The sequence below is a fragment of the Micromonospora sp. LZ34 genome (genome assembly GCF_052981855.1).
The window spans coordinates 33,927-55,519 of sequence record NZ_JBRIQN010000007.1 but is presented as its reverse complement, the minus strand read 5'-3'; the positions used below and the strand labels follow the sequence as shown (position 1 = coordinate 55,519).

Here is a 21,593-nt window from a genome sequence, read left to right as displayed (position 1 = left end):
GAGCGAATCATCAGGCTCAGCGCGAAGGTGCCTCATGACGGCACGCAGCGCAGCGGAGTGCCGGCATGAGCGGCCGGCAGAAGGCGCTGCTGGCCGCGCTCGGCGTCCTGCTGGTGGTGCTCTTCGCGGTCGCGGTGGCCGCCGGCCGGGGCGACCGGGGCGACCCCGGCACCCGGTCGGGCCTGGTGGAGCGGCTCGGTCGGTTCGGCGGCGAGCAGGCCGCGGTGGACCCGGCGACGGTCGCCGCGGACTGCGCCGTCGAAACCGGCCGGCTGGTCTTCTCCGGCGGCTGCGCGCTGCGGATCGCCGATCCGGGTGGGCTGCGCACGCTGGTCCTGCGCAGCCCGGCCACGTTCAGCATCGAGGCGCCGGCGCCCGGGGACGTCGACGTCACCGTGCGGGACGACGTCGAGCCGGCCGCCGACGGCAGCGGCGCGGTGGTCCGGGTCGCCGTGGACCGGCCGACCGCCGTCCTGCTGCGCTGCCCGGGCCTGGGCACCTGCACCGTCACCGTCGCCCCGTCCTGACCGCCGCCGGCTGCGAGGAGGAGGCCCTCATGGGCGAGTTGCGCAAGCCGTTCCTGCTGCTGGCGATGCTGGCGGTGGTGCTGGCGATCGCGGTGGAACTCGGCGCCGGGCTGCTCACCGGCGGCGGGGACGCCGGCGCCGCGCTCCGGGACAGCGCCGGGGATCTGGACGTGGAACTGGGCGACGTCTCCGGGGTCACCGAGCCGTCCGGTCGCGGTACCACCTACCTGGCGCTCGTCGACGCGGTGGCGGTCTGGACCACCGGGCTGTTCTGCCTGAGCCTGGTGCTGCCGGACCGCGTCCAGGGCCGGGTGCAGGGGGTCGCCACCCTGATCTTCTCGATCGTGCTGATCATCGTGTCGGTGCTCGCGCTGGTGGTCGCCTTCGTCGAGCTGTCCGTGATGGTCTCGCTCTTCCTGGCCGCGCCGTTCGGCACCCTCGCCTACCTGGCGCTGTGGGGGTTCTTCCCGGTCGGCGAGGCGGCGCTGCTGCTCGGGCTGGTGTTGCTGCTCAAGCTCGCCTGGGCCGGGCTGCTGGTGGCCGCGCAGCCGCGCTTCGCGCAGAACAAGGGCCTGGTCGCGCTGGTGCTGACCACGCTGCTCTGCACGGTCGCGCTGGAGTTCCTGCACCGGCTGGTGCCGGTGATCCTGGTCAGCATCCTCGACGACGTCGGCGCGCTGGTCTTCGCGGTGGTCGCCCTGGTCTGGGGGCTGGTGCTGCTGATCGGTTCGATCCCGGCCGTCGTCAAGGCCGTCCGGGTCACCGGCGCCCTCACCGAGCCCCCGCCGGCCCGCGGCTGACCAGTTCGGCCAGCGGGGTCGTGCGCCGTCACCGGCCGCTCCCGCCGGGGCCGCGGGTCGGCACGCCGGCGGGCGGGTCGAGCGCCGCGGCCAGTGCGGCGGCAGCGTCCCGGTCCAGCGCCCCGTCGGCGATTGCGACCCGGTGCCGGCCGCTCCGCCCGGCCCCGGCGGGCACCACGCAGGGCCGGTCGAACGCGAACGCCACGCACACCCCCGGGTACATCCGCGCCCGGACGAACCACCGGTCGCCGGGGCCGAGCCCGGTGAAGACCAGGGTGTACGCGTCGCCGCCCGCCTCGGCGCGCAGCGCCAGCCAGGGCTCGGCGGAGCCGTTGACCGCCTCCTCCCCCTGCCCGGACGCGGTGAACACCGCCGGCGGCCGGTCCGCCAGCGCGCCAGAAGAAGCCGCCGTAGCCGGCGCCGCCGGGGCGGCCGTTGGTGGCCGGGCTGCCCAGCCGCACCTGGCGTCCGGGCGGCGCGGTGAGCGTGTAGTCGAGGTCGAGCCGCCACGCGCCGGGGTGCCCGGGCAACGCCGCGACGCCGAGGGCGCGCCGCTCGGTGAGCAGCACCGCCCCGGCCGGGTCCCGCCACTCCAAGCGGTGTGCCAGCCGGTCGGGCGAGCGGTGCAGCCAGCCGGTGTGCGCGATCCGGCCGTGGTCGGCGCGCCAGGGTTAGCCGACGTCCCGCACGTAGGTGCGCCCGCCCCACAGGTTGGTGCCGTCGACGTCCTGCACCGCCAGCGAGGCGCCGAGGTGCCAGACGTGGTCGTCGGGGAGCGCGTCGGTCACCACCGTGCCGGCCCGGGTCCGCACCGGGTGCAGGTACGGCCGGGGACCGTGCCGGGCGTCCAGCCCGGGCGCCACCTGGTACCGGGCCACCTCGACGCCGTCGACCAGCAGCCGCGGACGGTCGCCGTCGACGGCGTCCGGACCGGCGGGGCGCGGTGCCGCGGTCACGACGGTTCCGGGCGGGCGGCGGGACGGCGGGCGACCGCGTGCAGGGCGGCCAGCGTGTAGCCGGCGAGGATCGGCACGGCGACCGGGGTGACCAGGGCGGCGAGCAGGAGGGCCACCCCGGCCGTCCCGGCCAGCGCGGTCCAGCGGGCCGGGTGGTCGAGGCAGGTGCGGGCGGCGGACCGGGCGGCGGACCGCCACCGCCCCCCGGTACGGCCCACCTCGACCACGACCAGCCCGGCGTAGCCCGCGACGGCGACCGCGACCAGCGCGGTGACCGCCAGCGCGGGCGTCCCGCCGGGGACCCGCCCGGTGGCCAGCGCGGCCAGGTCGGCGGCGAGCAGCCCGCCGCCGGCCACGGCGAGCAGGGACACCGGCACGCCGGCCGGCACGGCCCGGCCGAACCGGGCCAGGGTTCGCCGCGCCGACGGCCACCCACCGGTGCTGAACCGGTCGTGCACCGCGGCGCTGGCGGTGGCCGCCGCGGCGGCGGCGGTCAGCAGCGGCAGCGCGGCCGCGGTCAGCAGGATGCCGAGCAGGGCCAGGTCGGCGGCGTCGGCGAGCACGTCGCGCCAGTCGCGCGTCGTCCGGTCCGCGGCGCCGCCCGGCGGCGCGGAGACCGGATCACGGGCGTTCCGGGCCGGTTCATCCCTTGAGGCCACTGGTGTTGATCCCCTCGACGAGCATCCGCTGGAAGGCCACGAAGAACCCGAAGACCGGCAGCAGCGACAGCACCGACATGGCGAACATCGGGCCGACCGCGCTCTGGCTGGTCGAGTCGATGAACAGGGTCAGCGCCACCGGCACGGTGTAGTCCTCCAGGTCGGAGAGGAAGACCAGTTGCCGGAAGAAATCGTTCCAGGTCCAGATGAACGAGAAGATCGCGGTGGTGACCAGCGCCGGGCGGCTCAGCGGCAGGATGACGTGCCGGAAGATGCCGAACGCGTTCGCTCCGTCGATCTTGGCCGCCTCGTCCAGCTCGCGCGGGATGCCCCGCATGAACTGCACCATGAGGAAGACGAAGAACGCCTCGGTGGCCAGGAACTGCGGCACCAGCAGCGGCAGGTACGGCCACTCGCCGCCGACCAGGCCGAGGCTGCGGAAGAGGATGTACTGCGGCACGATCAGCACGTGCCCGGGCAGCAGCAGGGTACCGATCATGACGGCGAACCAGACGCCGCGCAGCCGGAACCGCAGCCGGGCGAAGGCGTACGCGGCGAACAGGCAGGACACCCCGTTGCCGACCACGGTGAGCAGGCTGACCATGGCGCTGTTGAGGAAGAACCGGCCGAAGCTGACGTCGAAGTTGGTCCAGCCGTCGGTGTAGTTGCCCGGGGTGAACCGCTCCGGCAGCAGGCCGATGTTGTTGACGATCTCCTGCTGGCTCTTCACCGAGGTGCCGAGCATCCAGACCAGCGGGTAGAGCACCACCGCCAGCAGCACCAGCAGCACCAGCAGCCGCAGCGCCGAGCGGCTGCGCGGCCGTCGGGTGCCGGCCGCCACCGGGCGCGTGGTCACCGCCACCATCACCGGTCCTCCCCGTCCGAGTAGTGCACCCAGAACCGCCCGGTGCTGAAGAAGATCACCGTGATCACCGCGATGGCGACCAGGAAGACCCAGGCCATCGCGGAGGCGTAGCCCATCTCCAGGTCCGTGAAGCCGGTGATGTAGAGGTTGAGCGTGTACATCAGCGTCGAGTCGACCGGCCCGCCGGTGCCGTTGCTGAGCACGAACGCGGCGGTGAAGCCCTGGAAGCCGTTGATGGTCTCCAGCACCAGGTTGAAGAAGATGACCGGGGAGAGCATCGGCAGGGTGACGTTGACGAACTGCCGCCACCGGCCGGCGCCGTCGACCGCGGCCGCCTCGTACAGCTCGGTGGGCACCTGCTTGAGCCCGGCCAGGAAGATCACCATCGGTGCGCCGAACTGCCAGATGGCCAGCACCATCAGGGTCTGCAGCGCCCAGTCCGGGTCGTTGACCCAGGGCTTGCCGGTGATGCCGAAGAGGGCGAGGAAGGAGTTGAACGCGCCGTCCCGGTTGAACATGTTGACCCAGACGATGGCCAGCGCGACGCTGCCGCCGAGCAGCGACGGCAGGTAGAACAACCCGCGGAACAGGCCGACGCCCCGCCAGGCCCGGTTGAGCAGCAGCGCCACCCCGAGCGCGGCGGCCAGCTTCAGCGGCACGGCGACCAGCGCGAAGGTCAGCGTCACCCGGACCGAGTGCCACCACGAGGGGTCGGCGGTGAACATCCGCTCGTAGTTGGCCAGCCCCACCCACTCCACCTCGGACCAGAGCGTGAGGATGTCGTAGTTGGTGAAGCTGAGGTAGAGCGACAGCAGCATCGGGATCGCCGTGACGGCCATCAGGCCGATGAGCCAGGGCGACAGGAAGACGTACCCCGCCAGACCTTCGCTGTGCCGGGCCCGCCCGGGCCCGCGCCGGTTGGCGCGGGGCCGGACGGATCCGGGGCCGCGGCGGGTCGGGTCGGGCGCCGTGGTCAGGGCCACGAGCCGGCTCCTCTCCGGACGACGTCGGGTCAGGCGATGGCGGACGTGCAGGCCTCGACGAACTGGGCGGCCGCCTCCGCCGGCGTGGCCCGGCCGTACTGGGCGTTCTCGGCGGCCTTCACCAGTTCGGCGCGGACCTTGCTGTGGCCCTTGGTCGGCACCTGCGGGGACTCGCCGAACTTCTGCGCCAGCTCGGCCTCGACCGCGATGGACTGCTTCATCGCCGGGTCGGTGGTGTCGTCGCTGACCGACCGGCGCAGGTCCTGGTTGGACGGCAGGCCGCGGTCGGTGCCGAGCAGCTTGACCGCCTCCGGGTCGTTCATCAGGAAGTTGATCACGTCGACGGCCACGTCCTTGTGCTTGCTGCCGCGGAACACCGACCAGTACATCGACGCCCGGGCCCACTGCGCGCTCGGGTCACCCGGGTACGCGATCACACCCAGTTCGTCCTTGGTGTTCTTCTTCAGCTCCGGCATCTGGTTGACCCAGACCCAGGAGGTGGCCGCCTTGCCGGTCACCACCAGCTGCTTGGTGATGTCGGTGACGTTTCCCTCGTGGATGACGTCCGGGGTGGGCGTGGCGCCCCGGTCCCAGGCGCCCTTCCACAGCTCGAACCAGCGGGTCACGTCCTCCGCGGTGAAGCCGAGTTCCTTGCCCGAGTACATGTCCTTGCCCTGCTGGCGCAGCCACACCCAGAACGCCTTGTAGTCGGCGCTCGGGTCCTGGGTGCCGGGCACCTTGGCGGTCTTCGCCACCCGCTCGGCCCAGGCGATGTGCTCCTCCCAGCTCATCCCGGTGGTCGGTTCGGGCAGCCCGTGCTTGGTCAGCAGCGTCTTGTTGTAGACCAGGCCCTGGGTGTTCTCGCCGGCGGCGAGGCCGGCGAGCTTGCCGTCGACCACCCCGTACTGCCAGAGGCTCTTGGGGAACTTCGAGGTGTCCAGCTTGCCGGAACTCTGGTACGAGGTAAGGTCCAGCGTGGTGTTGCGGGCGGCGTACTCGGCCAGGAAGTTGTCGTCGATCTGGAACAGGTCCGGCGGGTTGCCGCCGGCGGTGAGGGTGGCGAGCTTGTCGAAGTAGCCCTGGTTGGCCTGCCAGGTCTTCTCGAACGTCACGTTCGGGTGCTTCTTCGTGTAGAGGGCGAGAGCCTCCTCGGTCAGCTTGGCCCGGGCCTCGCCGCCCCACCAGAAGACGGAGAGCTTCACCGGGGCGTTCGGGTCGGCGCCGGATCATCGCCGCCGCAGGCGGCGGCCCCGGCGACCAGCGGCGCGGCGACCGCCATGGCGAGCAGGCCGCGCAGCAACCGGCGGCGGGGCAGGGGGGTACGGTAGGTGCGCCCGGCGGGCGCGCCGGCGGTGGGGGGCGTTGCGGGGTGCATGTGCGCTCACTCCTCGGCGTTAGGAGGCGACGCCGTCACCGGTGGCCGCCACCGGGACGCCCGGGCCCGCAAGGCGATGCGGGCCCGGGCCTGCCGGGGCGGCCGAGGGACGGTCCCGGCCGGCGTAGGGGCCCGGCCCGGTCGAGTCGCGGATGACCAGTTCGGTCTGGAGCATTACCTGTGCGGTGGTGCGACGGGCGCCGGCAGCCGTCCCGGCGCCGATCCCCCGTGCGGCGCGCGGTGGCTCGGCGTCCTGTTGCAACAGCATGTCGACGGCCGTCCGGCCGGCGGCCGCGGTCGGAGTGGCCACCGTCGTCAGCTTGGGCCGGGTGAGCCGGCTCAGGGCGATGTCGTCGACCCCGACGACGCTCACCTGCTCCGGCACCCGGATCCCGAGTGCGTCGAGCCCCTCGATGAGGCCGATCGCCATCAGGTCGTTGTAGGCGAGCACGGCGGTCACGCCGCTGCGCTGGACCTGTTCGGCCAGCGCCAGGCCACCGGTCTCGGTGGGCGGGTTCGGGCCGAGCACGGTCAGCTCGGCACCGCCGGCCCGGGCGGCCGCGGCGGCGGCCCGGCGGATCTCCCGGTTGGTCCAGGAGCCACGGGGGCCGCCGAGCAAGGCGATCTCCCGGTGGCCGAGGCCGACCAGGTGCTCCACCGCGGCCCGGGCGCCCTGCCCCACGTCCATCAGCACGCACGGCAGCCCGGCCAGCTGGCGGTTCACCACCACCAGCGGAACCTCCCGGCTGAGCTGCTCGATCAGGCTGTTGCTCATCCGAGGGCTGCACAGCAGCACCCCGTCGACCTGCTTGGCTAGGGCGTGGACCAGCTCCTCCTCGGTGATCGGATCCTCGTTGGTGTCGGCCACGAAGACGTGGTAGTCGCGGTGCCGGGCCTGGCCCTCCGCGGCCTTGATCAGCGGCGGGAAGAACGGGTTGGCGATGTCGGCGATGATCAGGCCGATGTTGTGCGTCCGGCCGGTGATCAACGCCCGGGCGGCCCGGTTGGGTCGGTAGCCGAGGTCCTCCGCGCAGGCCAGCACCCGGACCCGGGTCTCCGGGTTGACCAAGTGCGGCGCGGAGAAGGTGCGGGAGACGGTGGAGATGTGCACGCCGGAGGCCCGCGCAACGTCCCTGATGGTGACTGGCACGGCGTCCCTCCGATGTGGCGGCGGTCACGGGTGCCGCCAATTAATGCAAACGGTTGCGCCAGTGTCAACGGTGGATGGTTACAGCTCGATTTCGGTCGCGCTCCCATTAGGGACATTTACCCGCTCTAAACCCATCAAAAGCCGCCGATTCCCGTCGAGGCGTTGACTCGTCACGATCGATCGTGATTACTTCACTGCAAACCTTTGCAGCTTTCTGGGGAGGCCGACCAGATGTCGCCACAGGCCGGCGGGCGGCTCCGGTACGCCGTGGTGGGCGCCGGCGCCCGCGCCGAGATGTTCGTCCGGGCGCTGGTGCGCGACCACCCCGACACCGCCGAGCTGGTCGCCTTCGCCGACGTCAACCAGGCCCGGATGGACGCGCACAACCGGTGGCTGGGCGAGTCCGGCCGCCCGCCGGTGCCGACCTACCGGGCCGTCGACTTCGCCGCGATGCTGGCGAAGGAGCGCGTCGACGTGGTGCTGGTGACCAGCGTGGACGTCACCCACGACGGCTACATCGTGGCCGCGCTGGAGGCCGGCTGCGACGTGGTCACCGAGAAGCCGATGACGGTGGACGCGCCGCGCTGCCGGCGAATCCTGGACGCGGTGGCGCGCACCGGCCGGCGGGTCACGGTGGCCTTCAACTACCGCTACAACCCGCTGCACGAGCAGGTGCGCCGGCTGCTCGCCGAGGGGGCGGTCGGCGAGATCGGCTCGGTGCACTTCGAGTGGCTGCTCGACGTGCGCCACGGGGCCGACTACTTCCGCCGCTGGCACCGGGACAAGGCCGCCTCCGGCGGGCTCATGGTGCACAAGGCCAGCCACCACTTCGACCTGGTCAACTGGTGGCTGGACGCGCGGCCGGTGGAGGTCTTCGCCGCCGGCCGGCTCTTCTTCTACGGCGAGCCCGGCCGCCGGCACGGCTACGCCCGCGACTACGACCGGGCGCACGGCGCCCCCGCCGCCAGCGGCGACCCGTTCGCGCTGCGGCTGGCCGCGCACCCCCGGCTACGCGAGCTCTACCTCGACGCCGAGGCCGAGGACGGCTACCAGCGCGACCGCAACGTCTTCGCCCCCGGCGTCACCATCGAGGACGACACGGCGGTGCTGGCCCGCTACTCCACCGGCGCCACGATGACCTACCACCTCACCGCGTACGCGCCCTGGGAGGGCTACCGGGTGATGGTCAACGGCAGCCGCGGCCGGCTGGAGCTGGAGGTCACCGAGAGCGCGTACGTCAGCCCGGAGGCGGCCGGCGCGCTCAAGGGCGCCGCCCTGCACGGCGCGGAGGCTGCCGCCGAGGGGGGCGCCGCCACGCTGACCCTGCGGCCGTTCTGGACGCCGCCGCGGCCGATCACCGTCGAGGGGTACACCCGGCAGGGCCACGGCGGCGCGGACGCCCGGATGACCCGGGTGCTCTTCGGCGGCGCCCCCGACCCGCTCGACCGGGCCGCCACCGCCCACGACGGCGCGCTGGCCCTGCTCACCGGGCTGGCCGCCAACCGGTCCTTCGACACCGGCCGGCCCGTCCGGGTCGCCGACCTGCTCACCCTGCCCTGACCTCGAACCCGGGAGCCGCATTCCGTGCCCACCACGTCCCGTACCGACCTGCTCCTGCCCGCCGAACCGGGCCAACGCGCGCTGGCCCGGGAGCTGTACGCGCTGGCGGCCGAGCTGCCGATCATCTCCCCGCACGGGCACGTCGACCCGGCGCTGCTGGCCGAGGACCGGCCGTTCCCCGACCCGGCCCGGCTGCTCATCGTGCCCGACCACTACCTGACCCGGATGCTGCTCAGTCAGGGCGTACCGCCGGCCGAGCTGGGCGTGCCGAGCCGGGACGGCAGCCCGGTGGAGACCGACGGACGGCGGATCTGGCGCCGCTTCGCCGCGCACTGGCACCTGTTCCGCGGCACGCCGTCCCGGCTCTGGCTCGAACAGACCTTCACCGAGGTGTTCGGGGTGAGCAAGCCGCTCTCCCCGGCCACCGCCGACGCGGTCTACGACGAGCTGGCCGCCCGGCTGGCCGAGCCCGGCTTCCGGCCCCGGGCGCTGTTCGAGCGGTTCAACATCGAGGTGCTGGCCACCACCGAGTCGCCCCTGGACGACCTGGGGCAGCACGCCAAGCTCGCCGCGGACGGCTGGGGCGGGCCGGGCGGGCGGGTGGTCACCACCTTCCGCCCGGACGACATGGTGGACATGGAGTTCGACAACTGGTCGGCCAACGTGGACCGGCTCGGCGAGCTGACCGGCGAGGACACCGGCACGTACGCCGGCTATGTGGCCGCGCTGCGGGCGCGGCGGGCGGCGTTCGTCGCGGCCGGCGCCACCTCCTCCGACCACGGCCACCTCACCGCCCGGGCGCTCGAGCTGACCCGGGCCGAGGCGACGGCGCTCTACGACCGGGCCCGGCGGGGCCGGGCCGACCCGGGCGACGCGGAGGCGTTCCGGGCGCACATGCTGCTGGAGTTCGCCCGGATGTCGCTGGAGGACGGGCTGGTCATGCAGCTGCACCCGGGCGCGGTGCGCAACCACAACCGGTGGTTGCACGCCCGGCACGGCCGCGACGTCGGCGGCGACGTGCCGCAGGCCACCGAGTACGTGCACGCCCTCGCCCCGCTGCTGGACGCGCACGGCAACGACCCCCGGCTGCGGGTGGTGCTCTACACCCTCGACGAGTACACCTTCACCCGCGAGCTGGCCCCGCTCGCCGGCGGCTACGCCGCCCTCTACCTCGGCGCGCCCTGGTGGTTCCTGGACTCCCCCGAGGTGCTCCGCCGGTTCCGCGAGGCGGTCACCGAGACCGCCGGGTTCTACAACACCGCCGGCTTCGTCGACGACACCCGGGCGTTCTGCTCCATCCCGGTCCGGCACGACGTGGCCCGCCGGGTGGACGCCGGTTTCCTGGCCCGGCTGGTGGCCGAGCACCGGCTGCCGATGAAGGAGGCGGCCGAGACCATCGTGGACCTGGCGTACCGGCTGCCGAGGCGGGTCTTCAACTTCGGGGAGCGGGCATGAGCGTCACCATCACCTCCGTGGACGTGCACGACGTCCGCTTCCCGACCGCCGCGCGGGGGGACGGCTCGGACGCGATCAACCGGGGCGACTACTCGGCCACCTACGTCGAGCTGGGCACCGACGCCGGGCCGACCGGGGCCGGGTTCACCTTCACCAACGGCCGGGGCAACGAACTCACCTGCGCGGCGGTCCGCGCCCTGGAGCACCACGTGCGCGGGCGTACCGTCGCCGAGATCGCCGCCGAGCCGGCGGCGTTCTGGCGCTCGCTCGTCGCCGACGTGCAGCTGCGCTGGCTGGGCCCGGAGAAGGGGGTCATCCACATGGCCACCGGGGCGCTGGTCAACGCGGTCTGGGACCTGCGGGCCAAGCTGGCCGGCAAGCCGCTGTGGCGGTTCCTGGCCGAGCTGCCCACCGACGAACTGGTGGCCTGCGTCGACTTCCAGCACATCGCCGACGCGCTCACCCCGGACGAGGCGGCCGCGCTGCTGGACAACGGGCGCGACGGTCTGGCCGACCGGCTGGCCGGGCTGGAGCGCGACGGCTTTCCCGCGTACACCACCTCGGTGGGCTGGCTGGGCTACCCGGACGACAAGGTCCGGGCGCTGACCCGGCAGGCGTACGCGCGGGGCTGGCGGGCGATGAAGATGAAGGTCGGCGGGCCGCTCGCGGACGACCTGCGCCGGGCCCGGATCATCCGGTCGGAGATCGGCCCGGACGCGGTGCTGATGATGGACGCCAACCAGGTGTGGGGGGTCGAGGAGGCGATCGCCGCGATGACGGTGCTGGCCGAGGTGGACCCGTACTGGATCGAGGAACCCACCCACGCCGACGACATCCTCGGCCACGCCCGGATCGCCCGGGCCGTCGCCGAGCTGACCGGCGGCCGGTGCCAGGTGGCCACTGGGGAGGTGGCCGCCAACAAGGTGGTCTTCAAGCAGTTGCTCCAGGCCGAGGCGATCGGGGTGATGCAGGTCGACGCCTGCCGGGTCGGCGGGGTCGACGAGGTCCTCGCCGAGCTGCTGATGGCGGCGAAGTTCGGGGTGCCGGTCTGCCCGCACGCCGGCGGCGTCGGGCTCTGCGAGTACGTCCAGCACCTGGCGGTCTTCGACCACCTGCGGGTCGGCAGAAGCCTGGCGGGCCGGATGATCGAGTACGTCGACCACCTGCACGAGCACTTCGTCGATCCGGTGCGCACCCGGGACGGCCGGTACCTGCTGCCCACCGAGCCCGGATACAGCAGCACCATGCGGCCGGAGTCGGTCGCCCGGTTCCGCTTCCCGGACGGCCCGGCATGGCGCTGACCGTGGGCGCGTCCCGGCTCGGGCTCGGCTCGCTGCGGCGGCTGCCCACGGCCAGCCGGCCGCTGCTGCGCCCCGGCACCGTGCCGGCCGGCGTGCTCCACCTGGGTCTCGGCGCGTTCCACCGGGCCCACCAGGCGGTGTACACCGAGGCCGCGGTCGGCGCGGCCGGCGGTGACTGGGGCATCGTCGGGGTGGCCCCGCGCAACGCGGCACTGGTCGAGGCGCTGGCCGCGCAGGACAACCTGTTCAGCGTCACCACGCTCGCCACCGACGGGGCGCGGACCCGGGTGGTCGGCGCGCTGGCCGGGGTGCGGCACGCCGCCGGCGACCCGGCGGCGGTGGTGGCGCTGCTGGCCGACCCGGCGATCCGGGTGGTCACGCTGACCGTGACCGAGAAGGCGTACCAGCTCGACCCGGCCACCGGGGCGCTGCGGCCGGACGTGGCGCTCGCCGCCGACCTGGCCGGCGACCGGCCGCCGGCGACCGTGCCGGGCCTGCTGGTGCGCGGCCTGCTGGCCCGCGCCGCCGCCGACGCCGGGCCGGTCGCGCTGGTCAGCTGCGACAACCTGCCGGCCAACGGCCGCCGGCTGCGCGGCCTGGTCGAGCAGGCGCTGGCGTACGCGGGCGCGCCGGAGCGGGCCGTCGGCTGGGTCGCCGGGCAGGTGTCCTTTCCCGGCACGATGGTGGACCGGATCGTGCCGGCCAGCACGGCCGAGACGCTCGACGTCGCCCGCCGGGCGCTGGGCGTGACCGACCTGGCGGCGGTGGCCGCCGAGCCGTACGCCCAGTGGGTGATCGAGGACGACTTCCCCGGCGGCCGGCCGGCCTGGGACCGCGCCGGGGCGGTGCTCTGCGCCGACGCCGGGCCGTGGGAGCGGCTCAAGCTGCGCGCCCTCAACGGCGTGCACTCGGCCACCGCCTACCTCGGCGCGCTGGCCGGGTGCGAGACGGTCGCCGACGCGCTCGCCCTGCCGTACCTGCCCGACGTGCTGCGCCGGCTGGTCGCCGAGGACGTCGCGCCCAGCTTCACCCCACCCGACGGCATCCGGGTGGTCGACTACGGCGAGCAGGTGCTGGCCCGGTTCGCCGACCCGGCGATCCGGCACCGCACCCTCCAGGTGGCGATGGACGGCTCGCAGAAGCTGCCGCAGCGGGTCCTGCACACCATCGCCGACCTGCGCGCCGCCGGCCGGCCCGCGCGATGGGCCGCGCTGGTGGTCGCGGCCTGGCTGCGCTTCGCCCAGGGCACCGCCGACGACGGCTCGCCGCTGCCGTTGCCGGATCCGCTCGCCGACCGGATCCGCGCGGCGCTGTCCGCCGCCCGGCCCACCCCGGCCGGCGCGGTGGACGCGGTCTTCGCCCTGCGCGAGATCTTCCCCGCCGAGGTGGCCGAGGACGCCGAGGTCCGCGCCGACGTGGTGGACTGGCTGACCGCCCTGCACCGGCACGGGGTGCCGGCGACCCTGGCCGGTGCGCGGTGACCGGGCCGGGCGCACCGGCGTCGCCGACCACCGGCCGGCCCGGGGCGGCAGCCGCCGGCCGGCGCAGGCGGTGGCCGGGCGACCCGCCCCGGGTGGCGCTGGTCGGCGCGAACGGACACGGCCGCTGGCACCGGCGGGCGCTGGCCCCGCTGCACGCGGCCGGCCGGGTACGCCTGGCGGCGCTGGTGGACCTGCGTCCGGTGGAGGACGAGCCGGCCGCTCCGGTGCCGCCGGAGACCACCGTCCACACCGACCACCGGGAGATGCTCGCCGCCGTACGGCCGGACGTGGTGATCGTCTGCACCCCGCCGCACACCCACCTGCCGGTCGCCCTGGACGCGCTCGCCGCCGGGGCGGACCTGCTGCTCGAGAAGCCGCCGGTGCTGTCGACGGCCGAGCACGACGAGCTGGCCGCCGCGCTGGCCGCCGCCGGGCGCGCCTGCCAGGTGGGCTTCCAGGCGCTCGGCTCGGCCGCGCTGACCGAGCTGACCGCGGCGGTGACCGCCGGCCGGCTCGGCACGGTCACCGGCATCGCCACGGTCGCCGCCTGGCGGCGCACCGACGCGTACTACGCGCGGGCGCCGTGGGCGGGGCGGCGGACGCTGCACGGCCGGCCGGTGCTGGACGGGGCGCTGGCCAACCCGCTGGCGCACGCGGTGATGCAGTGCCTGGCGATCGCCGAGGCGGTGGCCGGTGAACCGGTGCGGCCGGCCGGCATCGAGATGGAGCGCTACCGGGTCCGTCCGATCGAGGTGGACGACACCGCCGTGCTCCGGCTCCGGCCGCGCGTGGGGCCGCCGGTGCTGGCCGCGGTCACCCTGGCCGGTGAGGACTTCATCGCCGGCGAGGTGGTGGTGACCGGCGACGCCGGGCGGGCCGTGCTGGAGTACCCGACCGACCGGCTGCTGCTGCCCGGCGACGCCGGGCCGCGTGAGGTGCCGGGACGACGGAGCCTGCTGGAGAACCTGCTGGACCACCGGGCCGACCCGGCCGGTGTGCCGTTGATCGTCCCGCTGGCCCGGACCGCGGCCTTCACCGCCGTGCTGGACGCGCTCCGGTCGGCACCCGCACCACGGCTGCTCGACGCCGACCTGGTCGAGCAGGACGGCACCGGCCCGGAGCGGGTGCTGCGCCTGCGCGGCGTCAACGACGTGCTGCGCCGCGCCGCCGAGCGGGGGGCGCTGCCCTCGGAACTCGGGGTGCCGTGGGCGGTGCCGCCGTACCGGATCGGACCGACCGAATAGGAGGCCGCAACTCTCGACAAATCCCGCCCGTCACCGTATCGGACAACTGCCCACAATCCCCGGCCGATCCCGGCCGGACGATGCCGGATGAGCGAGACAACTGCAACATTCCTGCATATCTTTAATATTGACCCAGATAAACCGCTATTCCTATCGGTCGTTATGAATACCAATTCCCGACGGACGAATGGACGATCGATGCGGAGCTTCGCAACCGGTGCGGCGCTGGCCGCGCTGATCCTCGTGGCGGCCCCGCCACCGGCCCCGGCCGCCGCCGCGGCCGACGGGCCGCTCTCCCGGGCCGCCCGCCAGCTCGGCCGGCAGACCCTGCCGGCGAACGACGGCTGAGCCGCCGCCGGGCCCGGCACCACCGGCGGCGCGACGGCCGCCGCCGACCAGGTCAGCGTGGTCTCCAGCCGGGCCGAACTGGTCGCCGCGTTGGGCGGGGACAACGCCACCAACGCCGGCAACGCCACCCCGAAGATCGTGTACGTGGACGGCACCGTCGACGGGTTCGAGGGCCCGGACGGGCACCCGCTCGACTGCGCCGACCTGGCCGACCCCGGATACTCCCTCGACGCCTACCTGGCCGCGTACGACCCGGCGGTGTGGGGGCGGGTGGCGCCGACCGGCCCGCTGGAGGCGGCGCGGGTGCGGTCGGTGGCCAACCAGACCCGGCAGACCCAGATCAACGTCGGGCCGAACACCACCATCGTCGGCCTGCGCGGCGCCCGGCTGACCGGGCTGACCCTGATGATCGACCGCGCGCCGAACGTGATCGTGCGCAACCTGACCTTCGACGACGCCCGGGACTGCTTCCCGGCCTGGTCGCCGACCGACGGCGAGGCCGGCAACTGGAACTCCCAGTACGACCAGATCTCGGTGCGCCGCAGCGAGCACGTCTGGATCGACCACAACACCTTCACCGACGGCGGCAACCCGGACAGCGCGCAGCCGAGCTACTTCGGCCGGCCGTACCAGGTGCACGACGGCTCGCTGGACGTCACGCACACCGCCAGCCTGGTGACCGCCTCCTACAACCGGTTCGTCGGCCGGGACAAGGTGCTGCTGATCGGCTCGTCCAACACCGTCGGCCCGGACGTCGACCGGCTCAAGGTGACCCTGCACCACAACCTCTTCGACTCCGTGCTGCAGCGGCTGCCCCGGGTGCGCTTCGGCCAGGTCGACGTCTGGAACAACCACTACCGGCTGGCCGGAGCGGGGTTCTCGTACGCGATCGGTGTCGGGGTGCAGTCGGCCGTGCATGTGGAGGACAACTTCTTCAGCCTGGGCGCCGGCGTCGCCGCCGAGGACCTGCTCTACGACTGGGGCGGCACCGCGGTCACCACCCGCGGCAACTGGGTCCGGGCCGGCGACGACCGGGCCCGGCCGGTCGACCTGGTGACCGCGTACAACGCCGCGCACGACCCGGACCTGAGCGCGGACGCCGGCTGGACGCCGACGCTGCGGCGGGGCCCGGCGCTGCCCGCCCCGCTGGTCCCACTGGTGGTGGGCGCCCTCGCCGGCGCCGACCGCCTGCCGCGCTGACCGCCCACCGCCTCGCCGCCGGGGCCGCCCACGACGGTTCGGTCCCGTATCCGTACACCCTGGAGCCCGCGACCGGCGTGCAGGCCACGGTGACCGCTGGCGCCGGCACCGGCCGGGTGAGCGGCTGACCGCACCGATGGGGCGGGACCGGCCGGTGCCGGCCCCGCCCGTCGGGTGACCGACGGCGGGACCGGGTCCGTGGTGAAGATCCGCTATAAGTGACGCATGGACTTCCCCGCGTACCTGGCCACCATGCCGATGCACGCGATCACCGAGATCCACGGCGAACCCGGCCTGCTGGAACGGTTCCGGCTGGAGATCCGAGCGTTCGACGAACCTGCCCGGCAGCGGCTCACCGCCGCTCTCGAACTCGCCGCCGACCTGCACCGCGACGACCGGCGGGTGCGCGAGCCGTACCTCAACCACCTGCTGCGGGTGGCGATCCGGCTGATGCACCACTACCAGGTACGCGACGTCGACGTGATCGTCGCCGGGCTGCTGCACGACGCGGTCGAGGACCACCCCGCCGAACTGGCCGGCGATCCCGCCGCCGCCGACCCGACGGCGGCGGCGCTGGCGACCCTCGCCGACCGGTTCGGCCCGCGGGTCGCCCGCCTGGTCGCGGCGGTCACCAATCCGACGTACGACCCGGGGCGCGACAAGCACGCGCAGTACCGCGAGCACGTGGCGGCCAGCCTGGAGCACGAGCCCTGGGCCCGGGTCATCAAGGTCTCCGACTTCACCGACAACGGGGTGGGCGTGATCCACACCGTCGGCCCGAAGGTGGTGTCCTCGGCGACGAAGTACCGGCCGCTGGTGCCGGTCTTCCGCGACCTCGTCACCCGCCCGGACACCCCGCTGTCGGCCCCGGTCAAGCAGCACATCCTCGACCAACTCGATCTCGCCGAGGAGCGGTTCAGCGCGATCCTGGACCAGCCCGCCTGACCGCACCCCCTGCCGTGGCCCGGGCGGCGACGCAGCGGCGGCGATCGGCGGCGGAGCCGCGCACTTTCGGCCCTGGAGCGGAGGCGTTCCGCCGGTCAGGGACCGGACGGCAGGTGCCGCAGGTGCTGCTCGACGGCGGCCGTGGTCCGCACCGTGTCGCCGGTGGCGAGCAGGTCGAGCAGCGCGCCGCGGAGGACCGCGAGCAGCAGGGTGCGTTCGTCTCCCGTCGCGTGGCCGCGCCGGGTCGCCGGTCCGTCGGCCTTGGCCAGGACGTCGAGCCAGTCCTCGACGGTCTGCCGGGCGAACCCGGCCCAGGGACCGTCGGGGTCGGCCAGCGAGCGGGCGTAGGCCTCGGCCCAGAGGGTGAGCAGGCGTCGATGCCGTGGCGAGCTCAACCACGCCCAGAGCCGCCGGCCGGCCTCGGCCAGGCCGACCGGCTCGCCGGGGGTGGCGTCGCGGAGCTGCGCCAACATCGCCAACTCGTCCGCGCGTGCCCGCGCCAGGAGGGCCCGGACCAGGCCCTCCTTGTTGCCGAACAGGAACATCAGCACCCGGGGGCTCGACCCGATCGCGGTCGCCAGCGGACGCAGCGACATCTCCGCCAGGCCGTGTTCGAGCACGTACCGGTACGCCAGTTCGGTCAACTCGAGTCGACGGGGGGAGGGCGATGGCTCAACGGCGCTCACGCTGCTACCGTAACCGACTGAAACAGTTGTGTCAGTGGTTCGACGGCCAGCGGAGGGGGCATGGACCGCACGGACGAGCGCACCACGTCGATCAGGCGGCTGGGCGAGCCCGGCGACCTGGGCTGGGTGGTGATGACCCACGGTGAGACGTACGCCGAGCAGTTCGGCTGGGACACCGACTTCGAGGCGCTGGTGGCGCGGATCGTGGCCGACTACGCCGCCGCCCGCGACCCCGCCCGGAACGCGGCCTGGATCGCCGAGGTCGACGGCGAGCGGGCCGGATGCGTGTTCTGCGTCGCCGGGGACGCCGAGACCGCCAAGCTGCGCATCCTGCTGGTCGACCCGGCCGCCCGCGGCCTCGGTCTCGGCCGACGACTGGTGGACGAGTGCGTGCGCTTCGCCCGCGCCGCCGGCTACCGGCGGCTCAGCCTGTGGACCAACGACGTGCTGACCTCGGCTCGCCGGATCTACCAGGCCGCCGGCTTCGAACTCGTGGCGGAGGCCCGCCACCACAGCTTCGGACACGACCTGACCGGGCAGACCTGGAGCCTAAAGCTCCGGTCCGAGGTTGCGATGGATGTTCCTCCGCCGAGCTGAGGTCAGTGACCCTGGTACAGGCTCTCGACGTCATCCGCGAAGTGCGCCTGCACCACCTCACGCTTGATCTTCAGCGTGGGAGTGATCTCGTCGTCGGCCTCGGTGAGGTCCCGCGGCAGCACCCGGAAGGTCTTCACCTGCTCCGCCCGGGACACCGTGGCGTTGGCCCGGTCGATGGCGGTCTGGATCTCGCCACGCAGCTCCAGGCTGTCGCGCAGTTCGGCGACGGGCAGGTCGGGCAGCCCCTGGGTGGCGCGCCACCGCGACCAGGCGTGCTCGTCGGCCGTCACCAGCGCGGCGACGTACGGACGGCGGTCGCCGACGAGCATGACCTGGCTGATCAGGGGATGCTCGCGGATCTGCTCCTCGATCGGCGCCGGGGCGAGGTTCTTCCCGGCCGCCGTCACCATGATCTCCTTCTTCCGGCCGGTGATCCGCAGGTAGCCGTCCTCGTCGAGGCTGCCCAGGTCGCCGGTCCGCAACCACCCGTCGCTGGTGAACGTCTCCCGGGTGGCGTCGGGGTTGTTCCAGTAGCCGGGGAAGACCATCGGGCCGTGCGCGAGAATCTCGCCGTCCGGGTCGATCCGGAGCCGCGCGCCGGGCACCGGGCGGCCGGCGGTGCCGATCCGCATGGCCGAGGGCGGGTTGACGGTCAGCGCCGGCGAGGTCTCGGTCAGCCCGTAGCCCTCCAGCAGGGCCATCCCGGCACCGCGGAAGAAGTGCCCGAGCCGGTCCGCGAGCGGGGCGCCGCCGACGATGGCCATCCGGCACCGTCCGCCGAGGGCGGCGCGCAGCTTCCGGTACGCCACGACGTCGAAGACCGCATGCGTCAGGCGCAGCAGCAGCCCCGGCCCGCGCGGGGTGTCCAGGGCGTGGCTGTAGCGGACCGCCACCCAGTCGGCCGCGGCGAACAACCGCCCCCGGTTCGCCTCGTCGGCCTTCTGCCGGGCCCGGTTGTACACCTTCTCGAACATCCGTGGCACGGCCAGGATGAACGTCGGGCGGAACGTCCGCAGCTGGTCGAGGACGCCGCCCATTTCGGCGCTGTGCACCATGGTCGCGCGGCTGTGCACCATGCCGACCTGGATCAGCCGGGCGAACGAGTGCGCCAACGGCAGGAACAACACCGTCGAGGCGTCGGGGTGCAGCAGGTCGCGCAGCACTTCGGTGGCGCCGTCGAGGTCACAGTGGATGTTGCGGTGGGTCAGCGCGCAGCCCTTCGGCCGTCCGGTGGTGCCGCTGGTGTACACGATGGTCGCGACATCTCCGCCGGTCACCGCGGCGCGACGGGCGTCGACGCGGGCGTCGTCCACCTCGCGGCCCTGCCCGGCCAGGGCGATGAGGTCGCCGCCCTCGATCTGCCACACCGTGCCCAGGGCCGGCAGGTCACCGCGGACGCCGGCGAGGATCGCGGCGTGCTCGGCGGTCTCCAGCACGCAGCCGACCGCACCCGAGTCGGCCAGGATCCAGCTCAGCTGCTCGGCGCTGGAGGTGTCGTAGACCGGAACCGTGACCGCGCCGATCGACCAGAGGGCGTAGTCGACGAGCGTCCACTCGTATCGGGTGCGGCTCATCAGGCCCACCCGGTCGCCGTGGCCGATGCCGGCGGCGAGAAAGCCGCGGGCGAGGGCGAGCACGTCGTCGCGGAACTGGCGGCAGGTCACCGGCTGCGGGCCGGCGCGCAGTGAACGGGGCCCCGGCCAGGACCGGGGAACCGGGTCCGGGCGCAGGAACTGCAAAGCGTCCGGAGCGGCGCGGGCGTTCTCCCACACCATGTCGGCCAGGCCCGCCATCCGGGCCTCGGCGGTCACGGGTTCGACCGACACCTCCTGCACGTCCACTCCCCCGTTCATCCGTCGTCGGCACGCGGGGCCCGCCGGGTTGGCTCCGCGGCCATCATGGCGCGGCCGGCGGCGCGGGCGGCGGTGAACGGCGGAAAGAGCAACGTCATGGCCGGCGTTCTCGTACCGGGACGCAGCGGGTGGGACGATTGTCGGCTTCACCGGCGCGGAATCGGGTGGCCACTTCGTCACTCGTAGGAAATCTGCACATACGCCAAGAAACTTGAAGGTTTCCGTTGCATTCCCACCCACCCGCCGGAAAGGATCGACGGAACCCAGCGGTGGTCCGCTCCCCCGGGCATCACCTGATCCGACCCGCGCCCGGCGGCGGTGTGGACCCGCGAAAGGAGCACGCGTGCAGATCCACACGACACTCCGACCTCGGAAGGCGCTGGCCGCCGTCGCGGTAACGGCGCTGGCCGGTTCGATCCTCGCCGCCCCACCCGTCTCCGCCGCCCCGGAGGGACCCGGCCAGGGCACCTGCCGGACCGCCGACGACCCGTCGTGGTCCGGCTGGAGCAACCACGAACAGGTCGGCCAGCAACTGGCGCAGATCGAACGGACCAGCGGCGGGCGGGTCGACGTCCAGGTGGTCGGACACTCACCGCAGGGCCGGGAACTGTGGGCGGCCCGGGTGGGCACCGGCGACAGGGTGCTGCTGGTCACCAGCGCCATCCACGGCAACGAGCGCACCGGCACCGAGGCGTTGCTCGGGATCCTCAAGCAGCTCGGCAGCAGCGGCGACGCGCACACCCGCAGCGTCCTGAACGAGATCACCTTCGTGGCGATGCCGATGGTCAACCCCGACGGCGGAGAACTCAACCGGCGGATGAACGTGCGGTCCTGGGACGAGACCGTGGCCGACTTCCCGCAACTGGCCGGCGCCCCGCGCGCCTGGTACCACCGGCTCAGCGGGGACGGCATCGACCTGCCCGGCTACGACCTGAACCGGGACTTCAACCCCGACCTCGACTACCAGCCGCGGGCCGCCGACCTGCCCGGCCGGGAGACCGACGCGGGCTTCTTCCTCTCCCCCGAGTCGCGCGCCATCCGGGACGTGTACGTCGGGCTGCGCGCGGAGAAGGGCGCCGTCGACGCGTACGTCGACCTGCACCACATGGGCCCGTGCGACCGGCTCACCGGCGGCGAGCAGGACGGCAAGCTGATCTCCGTCTCACTCGACTACCCGCCGCTCGGCGTCAACGACGGCGCCGCCTACCGGGCGGCCTGGCCGGCCCTGGACCAGGACAAGTCCCGCCGGTACGCGCTCACCGTCGCCAACGGCATCAAGGCGCACTACGGCAGCCAGTCCCCGCTGGCCGCCGTGGGCCGGTACTTCCACCCCGACGCCCGGGAGTACGCGGGCCAGGGCCGGTCCGCGCTCGCCCTCAACGGCACCGGGACGGTGCTGTTCGAGGTGCGCGGACAGCAGGACGACCTGGGTCAGAAGCTGCACGGCATGCTCGTGGAGAGCGTGCGCACCGGGGTGGAGTCGCTGATCAGCGGCCTGGCCGACGGCACGGTGGACCGCGTCGACGGGGACGACTTCTTCGACCTGCCCGACTACGGCTGGGACACCGCCGCCGACTGACGATCGACCGACCGGCGGCCGCGGGAGTC

The 21,593-nt window shown here is 73.7% G+C and carries 16 protein-coding genes and 3 pseudogenes; 11 read left to right on the top strand and 8 right to left on the bottom strand.

Annotation, left to right across the window (positions count from 1 at the left end):
* The first annotated feature begins 65 nt into the window (after positions 1 to 65).
* On the top strand, positions 66 to 527 hold the full coding sequence (locus tag ACVCAH_RS10430; protein WP_447135863.1) for a hypothetical protein: 462 nt from the start codon (positions 66 to 68) through the stop codon (positions 525 to 527).
* Positions 528 to 556: 29 nt separating this feature from the next.
* Positions 557 to 1,327, top strand: a complete 771-nt coding sequence (locus ACVCAH_RS10425; RefSeq protein WP_447135862.1) for a hypothetical protein — start codon at positions 557 to 559, stop codon at positions 1,325 to 1,327.
* Between the two features lie 28 nt (positions 1,328 to 1,355).
* Here the strand turns inward: ACVCAH_RS10425 and ACVCAH_RS10420 are convergent.
* The 6 genes and pseudogenes from ACVCAH_RS10420 to ACVCAH_RS10395 form a co-directional block, all read right to left on the bottom strand.
* Positions 1,356 to 2,190 (bottom strand): annotated as a pseudogene (locus ACVCAH_RS10420) (DUF6807 domain-containing protein).
* 89 nt (positions 2,191 to 2,279) lie between these two features.
* A complete protein-coding gene (locus ACVCAH_RS10415; RefSeq protein ID WP_447135861.1) occupies positions 2,280 to 2,942 on the bottom strand; it encodes a hypothetical protein in 663 nt (220 codons plus the stop codon).
* Positions 2,926 to 3,807 carry a carbohydrate ABC transporter permease gene (locus ACVCAH_RS10410; RefSeq protein WP_447136008.1) on the bottom strand — a complete coding sequence of 294 codons (882 nt, stop codon included), beginning with the start codon at positions 3,805 to 3,807 and terminating at the stop codon, positions 2,926 to 2,928. Before ACVCAH_RS10410 ends, ACVCAH_RS10415 begins: the two co-directional genes overlap by 17 nt.
* Positions 3,807 to 4,790 (bottom strand): carbohydrate ABC transporter permease, encoded by a 984-nt coding sequence (locus ACVCAH_RS10405; RefSeq protein WP_447135860.1) that lies wholly within the window; start codon positions 4,788 to 4,790, stop codon positions 3,807 to 3,809. The genes ACVCAH_RS10410 and ACVCAH_RS10405 overlap by 1 nt, the downstream gene beginning before the upstream one ends.
* A gap of 29 nt (positions 4,791 to 4,819) precedes the next feature.
* A pseudogene (locus ACVCAH_RS10400) lies at positions 4,820 to 6,165 on the bottom strand (ABC transporter substrate-binding protein).
* Between the two features lie 19 nt (positions 6,166 to 6,184).
* Positions 6,185 to 7,315: a LacI family DNA-binding transcriptional regulator gene (locus ACVCAH_RS10395; protein WP_447135859.1), complete on the bottom strand. Its 1,131-nt coding sequence runs from the start codon at positions 7,313 to 7,315 to the stop codon at positions 6,185 to 6,187.
* Positions 7,316 to 7,546: 231 nt separating this feature from the next.
* Here ACVCAH_RS10395 and ACVCAH_RS10390 point away from each other — a divergent pair, with 231 nt between their 5' ends.
* From ACVCAH_RS10390 to ACVCAH_RS10360, 7 genes and pseudogenes are all read left to right on the top strand, one after another.
* Positions 7,547 to 8,875 carry a Gfo/Idh/MocA family protein gene (locus ACVCAH_RS10390; RefSeq protein ID WP_447135858.1) on the top strand — a complete coding sequence of 443 codons (1,329 nt, stop codon included), beginning with the start codon at positions 7,547 to 7,549 and terminating at the stop codon, positions 8,873 to 8,875.
* 24 nt (positions 8,876 to 8,899) lie between these two features.
* Positions 8,900 to 10,330, top strand: a complete 1,431-nt coding sequence (uxaC, locus tag ACVCAH_RS10385) for a glucuronate isomerase (RefSeq protein ID WP_447135857.1) — start codon at positions 8,900 to 8,902, stop codon at positions 10,328 to 10,330.
* Positions 10,327 to 11,631: an enolase C-terminal domain-like protein gene (locus tag ACVCAH_RS10380; RefSeq protein WP_447135856.1), complete on the top strand. Its 1,305-nt coding sequence runs from the start codon at positions 10,327 to 10,329 to the stop codon at positions 11,629 to 11,631. Before uxaC ends, ACVCAH_RS10380 begins: the two co-directional genes overlap by 4 nt.
* Positions 11,622 to 13,112, top strand: coding sequence for a mannitol dehydrogenase family protein (locus ACVCAH_RS10375; RefSeq protein WP_447135855.1), 1,491 nt, complete (start codon positions 11,622 to 11,624; stop codon positions 13,110 to 13,112). Before ACVCAH_RS10380 ends, ACVCAH_RS10375 begins: the two co-directional genes overlap by 10 nt.
* Before the next feature lie 92 nt (positions 13,113 to 13,204).
* Positions 13,205 to 14,356, top strand: a complete 1,152-nt coding sequence (locus ACVCAH_RS10370; RefSeq protein WP_447136007.1) for a Gfo/Idh/MocA family protein — start codon at positions 13,205 to 13,207, stop codon at positions 14,354 to 14,356.
* Between the two features lie 198 nt (positions 14,357 to 14,554).
* Positions 14,555 to 15,904, top strand: a pseudogene (locus tag ACVCAH_RS10365) (pectate lyase family protein).
* A gap of 225 nt (positions 15,905 to 16,129) precedes the next feature.
* The gene (locus tag ACVCAH_RS10360) at positions 16,130 to 16,849 is read left to right on the top strand and encodes an HD domain-containing protein (protein ID WP_447135854.1); all 720 of its coding nucleotides are present in this window, start codon (positions 16,130 to 16,132) and stop codon (positions 16,847 to 16,849) included.
* Between the two features lie 95 nt (positions 16,850 to 16,944).
* Here ACVCAH_RS10360 and ACVCAH_RS10355 read toward each other — a convergent pair whose 3' ends face one another.
* Positions 16,945 to 17,535, bottom strand: a complete 591-nt coding sequence (locus tag ACVCAH_RS10355; protein WP_447135853.1) for a TetR/AcrR family transcriptional regulator — start codon at positions 17,533 to 17,535, stop codon at positions 16,945 to 16,947.
* A gap of 60 nt (positions 17,536 to 17,595) precedes the next feature.
* Between ACVCAH_RS10355 and ACVCAH_RS10350 the strand changes: the two genes are divergently transcribed.
* Entirely contained in the window at positions 17,596 to 18,132 is a 537-nt protein-coding gene (locus tag ACVCAH_RS10350) for a GNAT family N-acetyltransferase (RefSeq protein WP_447135852.1), read from the top strand.
* Between the two features lie 2 nt (positions 18,133 to 18,134).
* Here the strand turns inward: ACVCAH_RS10350 and ACVCAH_RS10345 are convergent, their stop codons facing one another.
* A complete protein-coding gene (locus tag ACVCAH_RS10345) occupies positions 18,135 to 19,967 on the bottom strand; it encodes an AMP-dependent synthetase/ligase (protein ID WP_447135851.1) in 1,833 nt (610 codons plus the stop codon).
* 361 nt (positions 19,968 to 20,328) lie between these two features.
* Here ACVCAH_RS10345 and ACVCAH_RS10340 point away from each other — a divergent pair, with 361 nt between their 5' ends.
* Positions 20,329 to 21,564: a M14 family zinc carboxypeptidase gene (locus tag ACVCAH_RS10340; RefSeq protein ID WP_447135850.1), complete on the top strand. Its 1,236-nt coding sequence runs from the start codon at positions 20,329 to 20,331 to the stop codon at positions 21,562 to 21,564.
* Positions 21,565 to 21,593 lie beyond the last annotated feature (29 nt).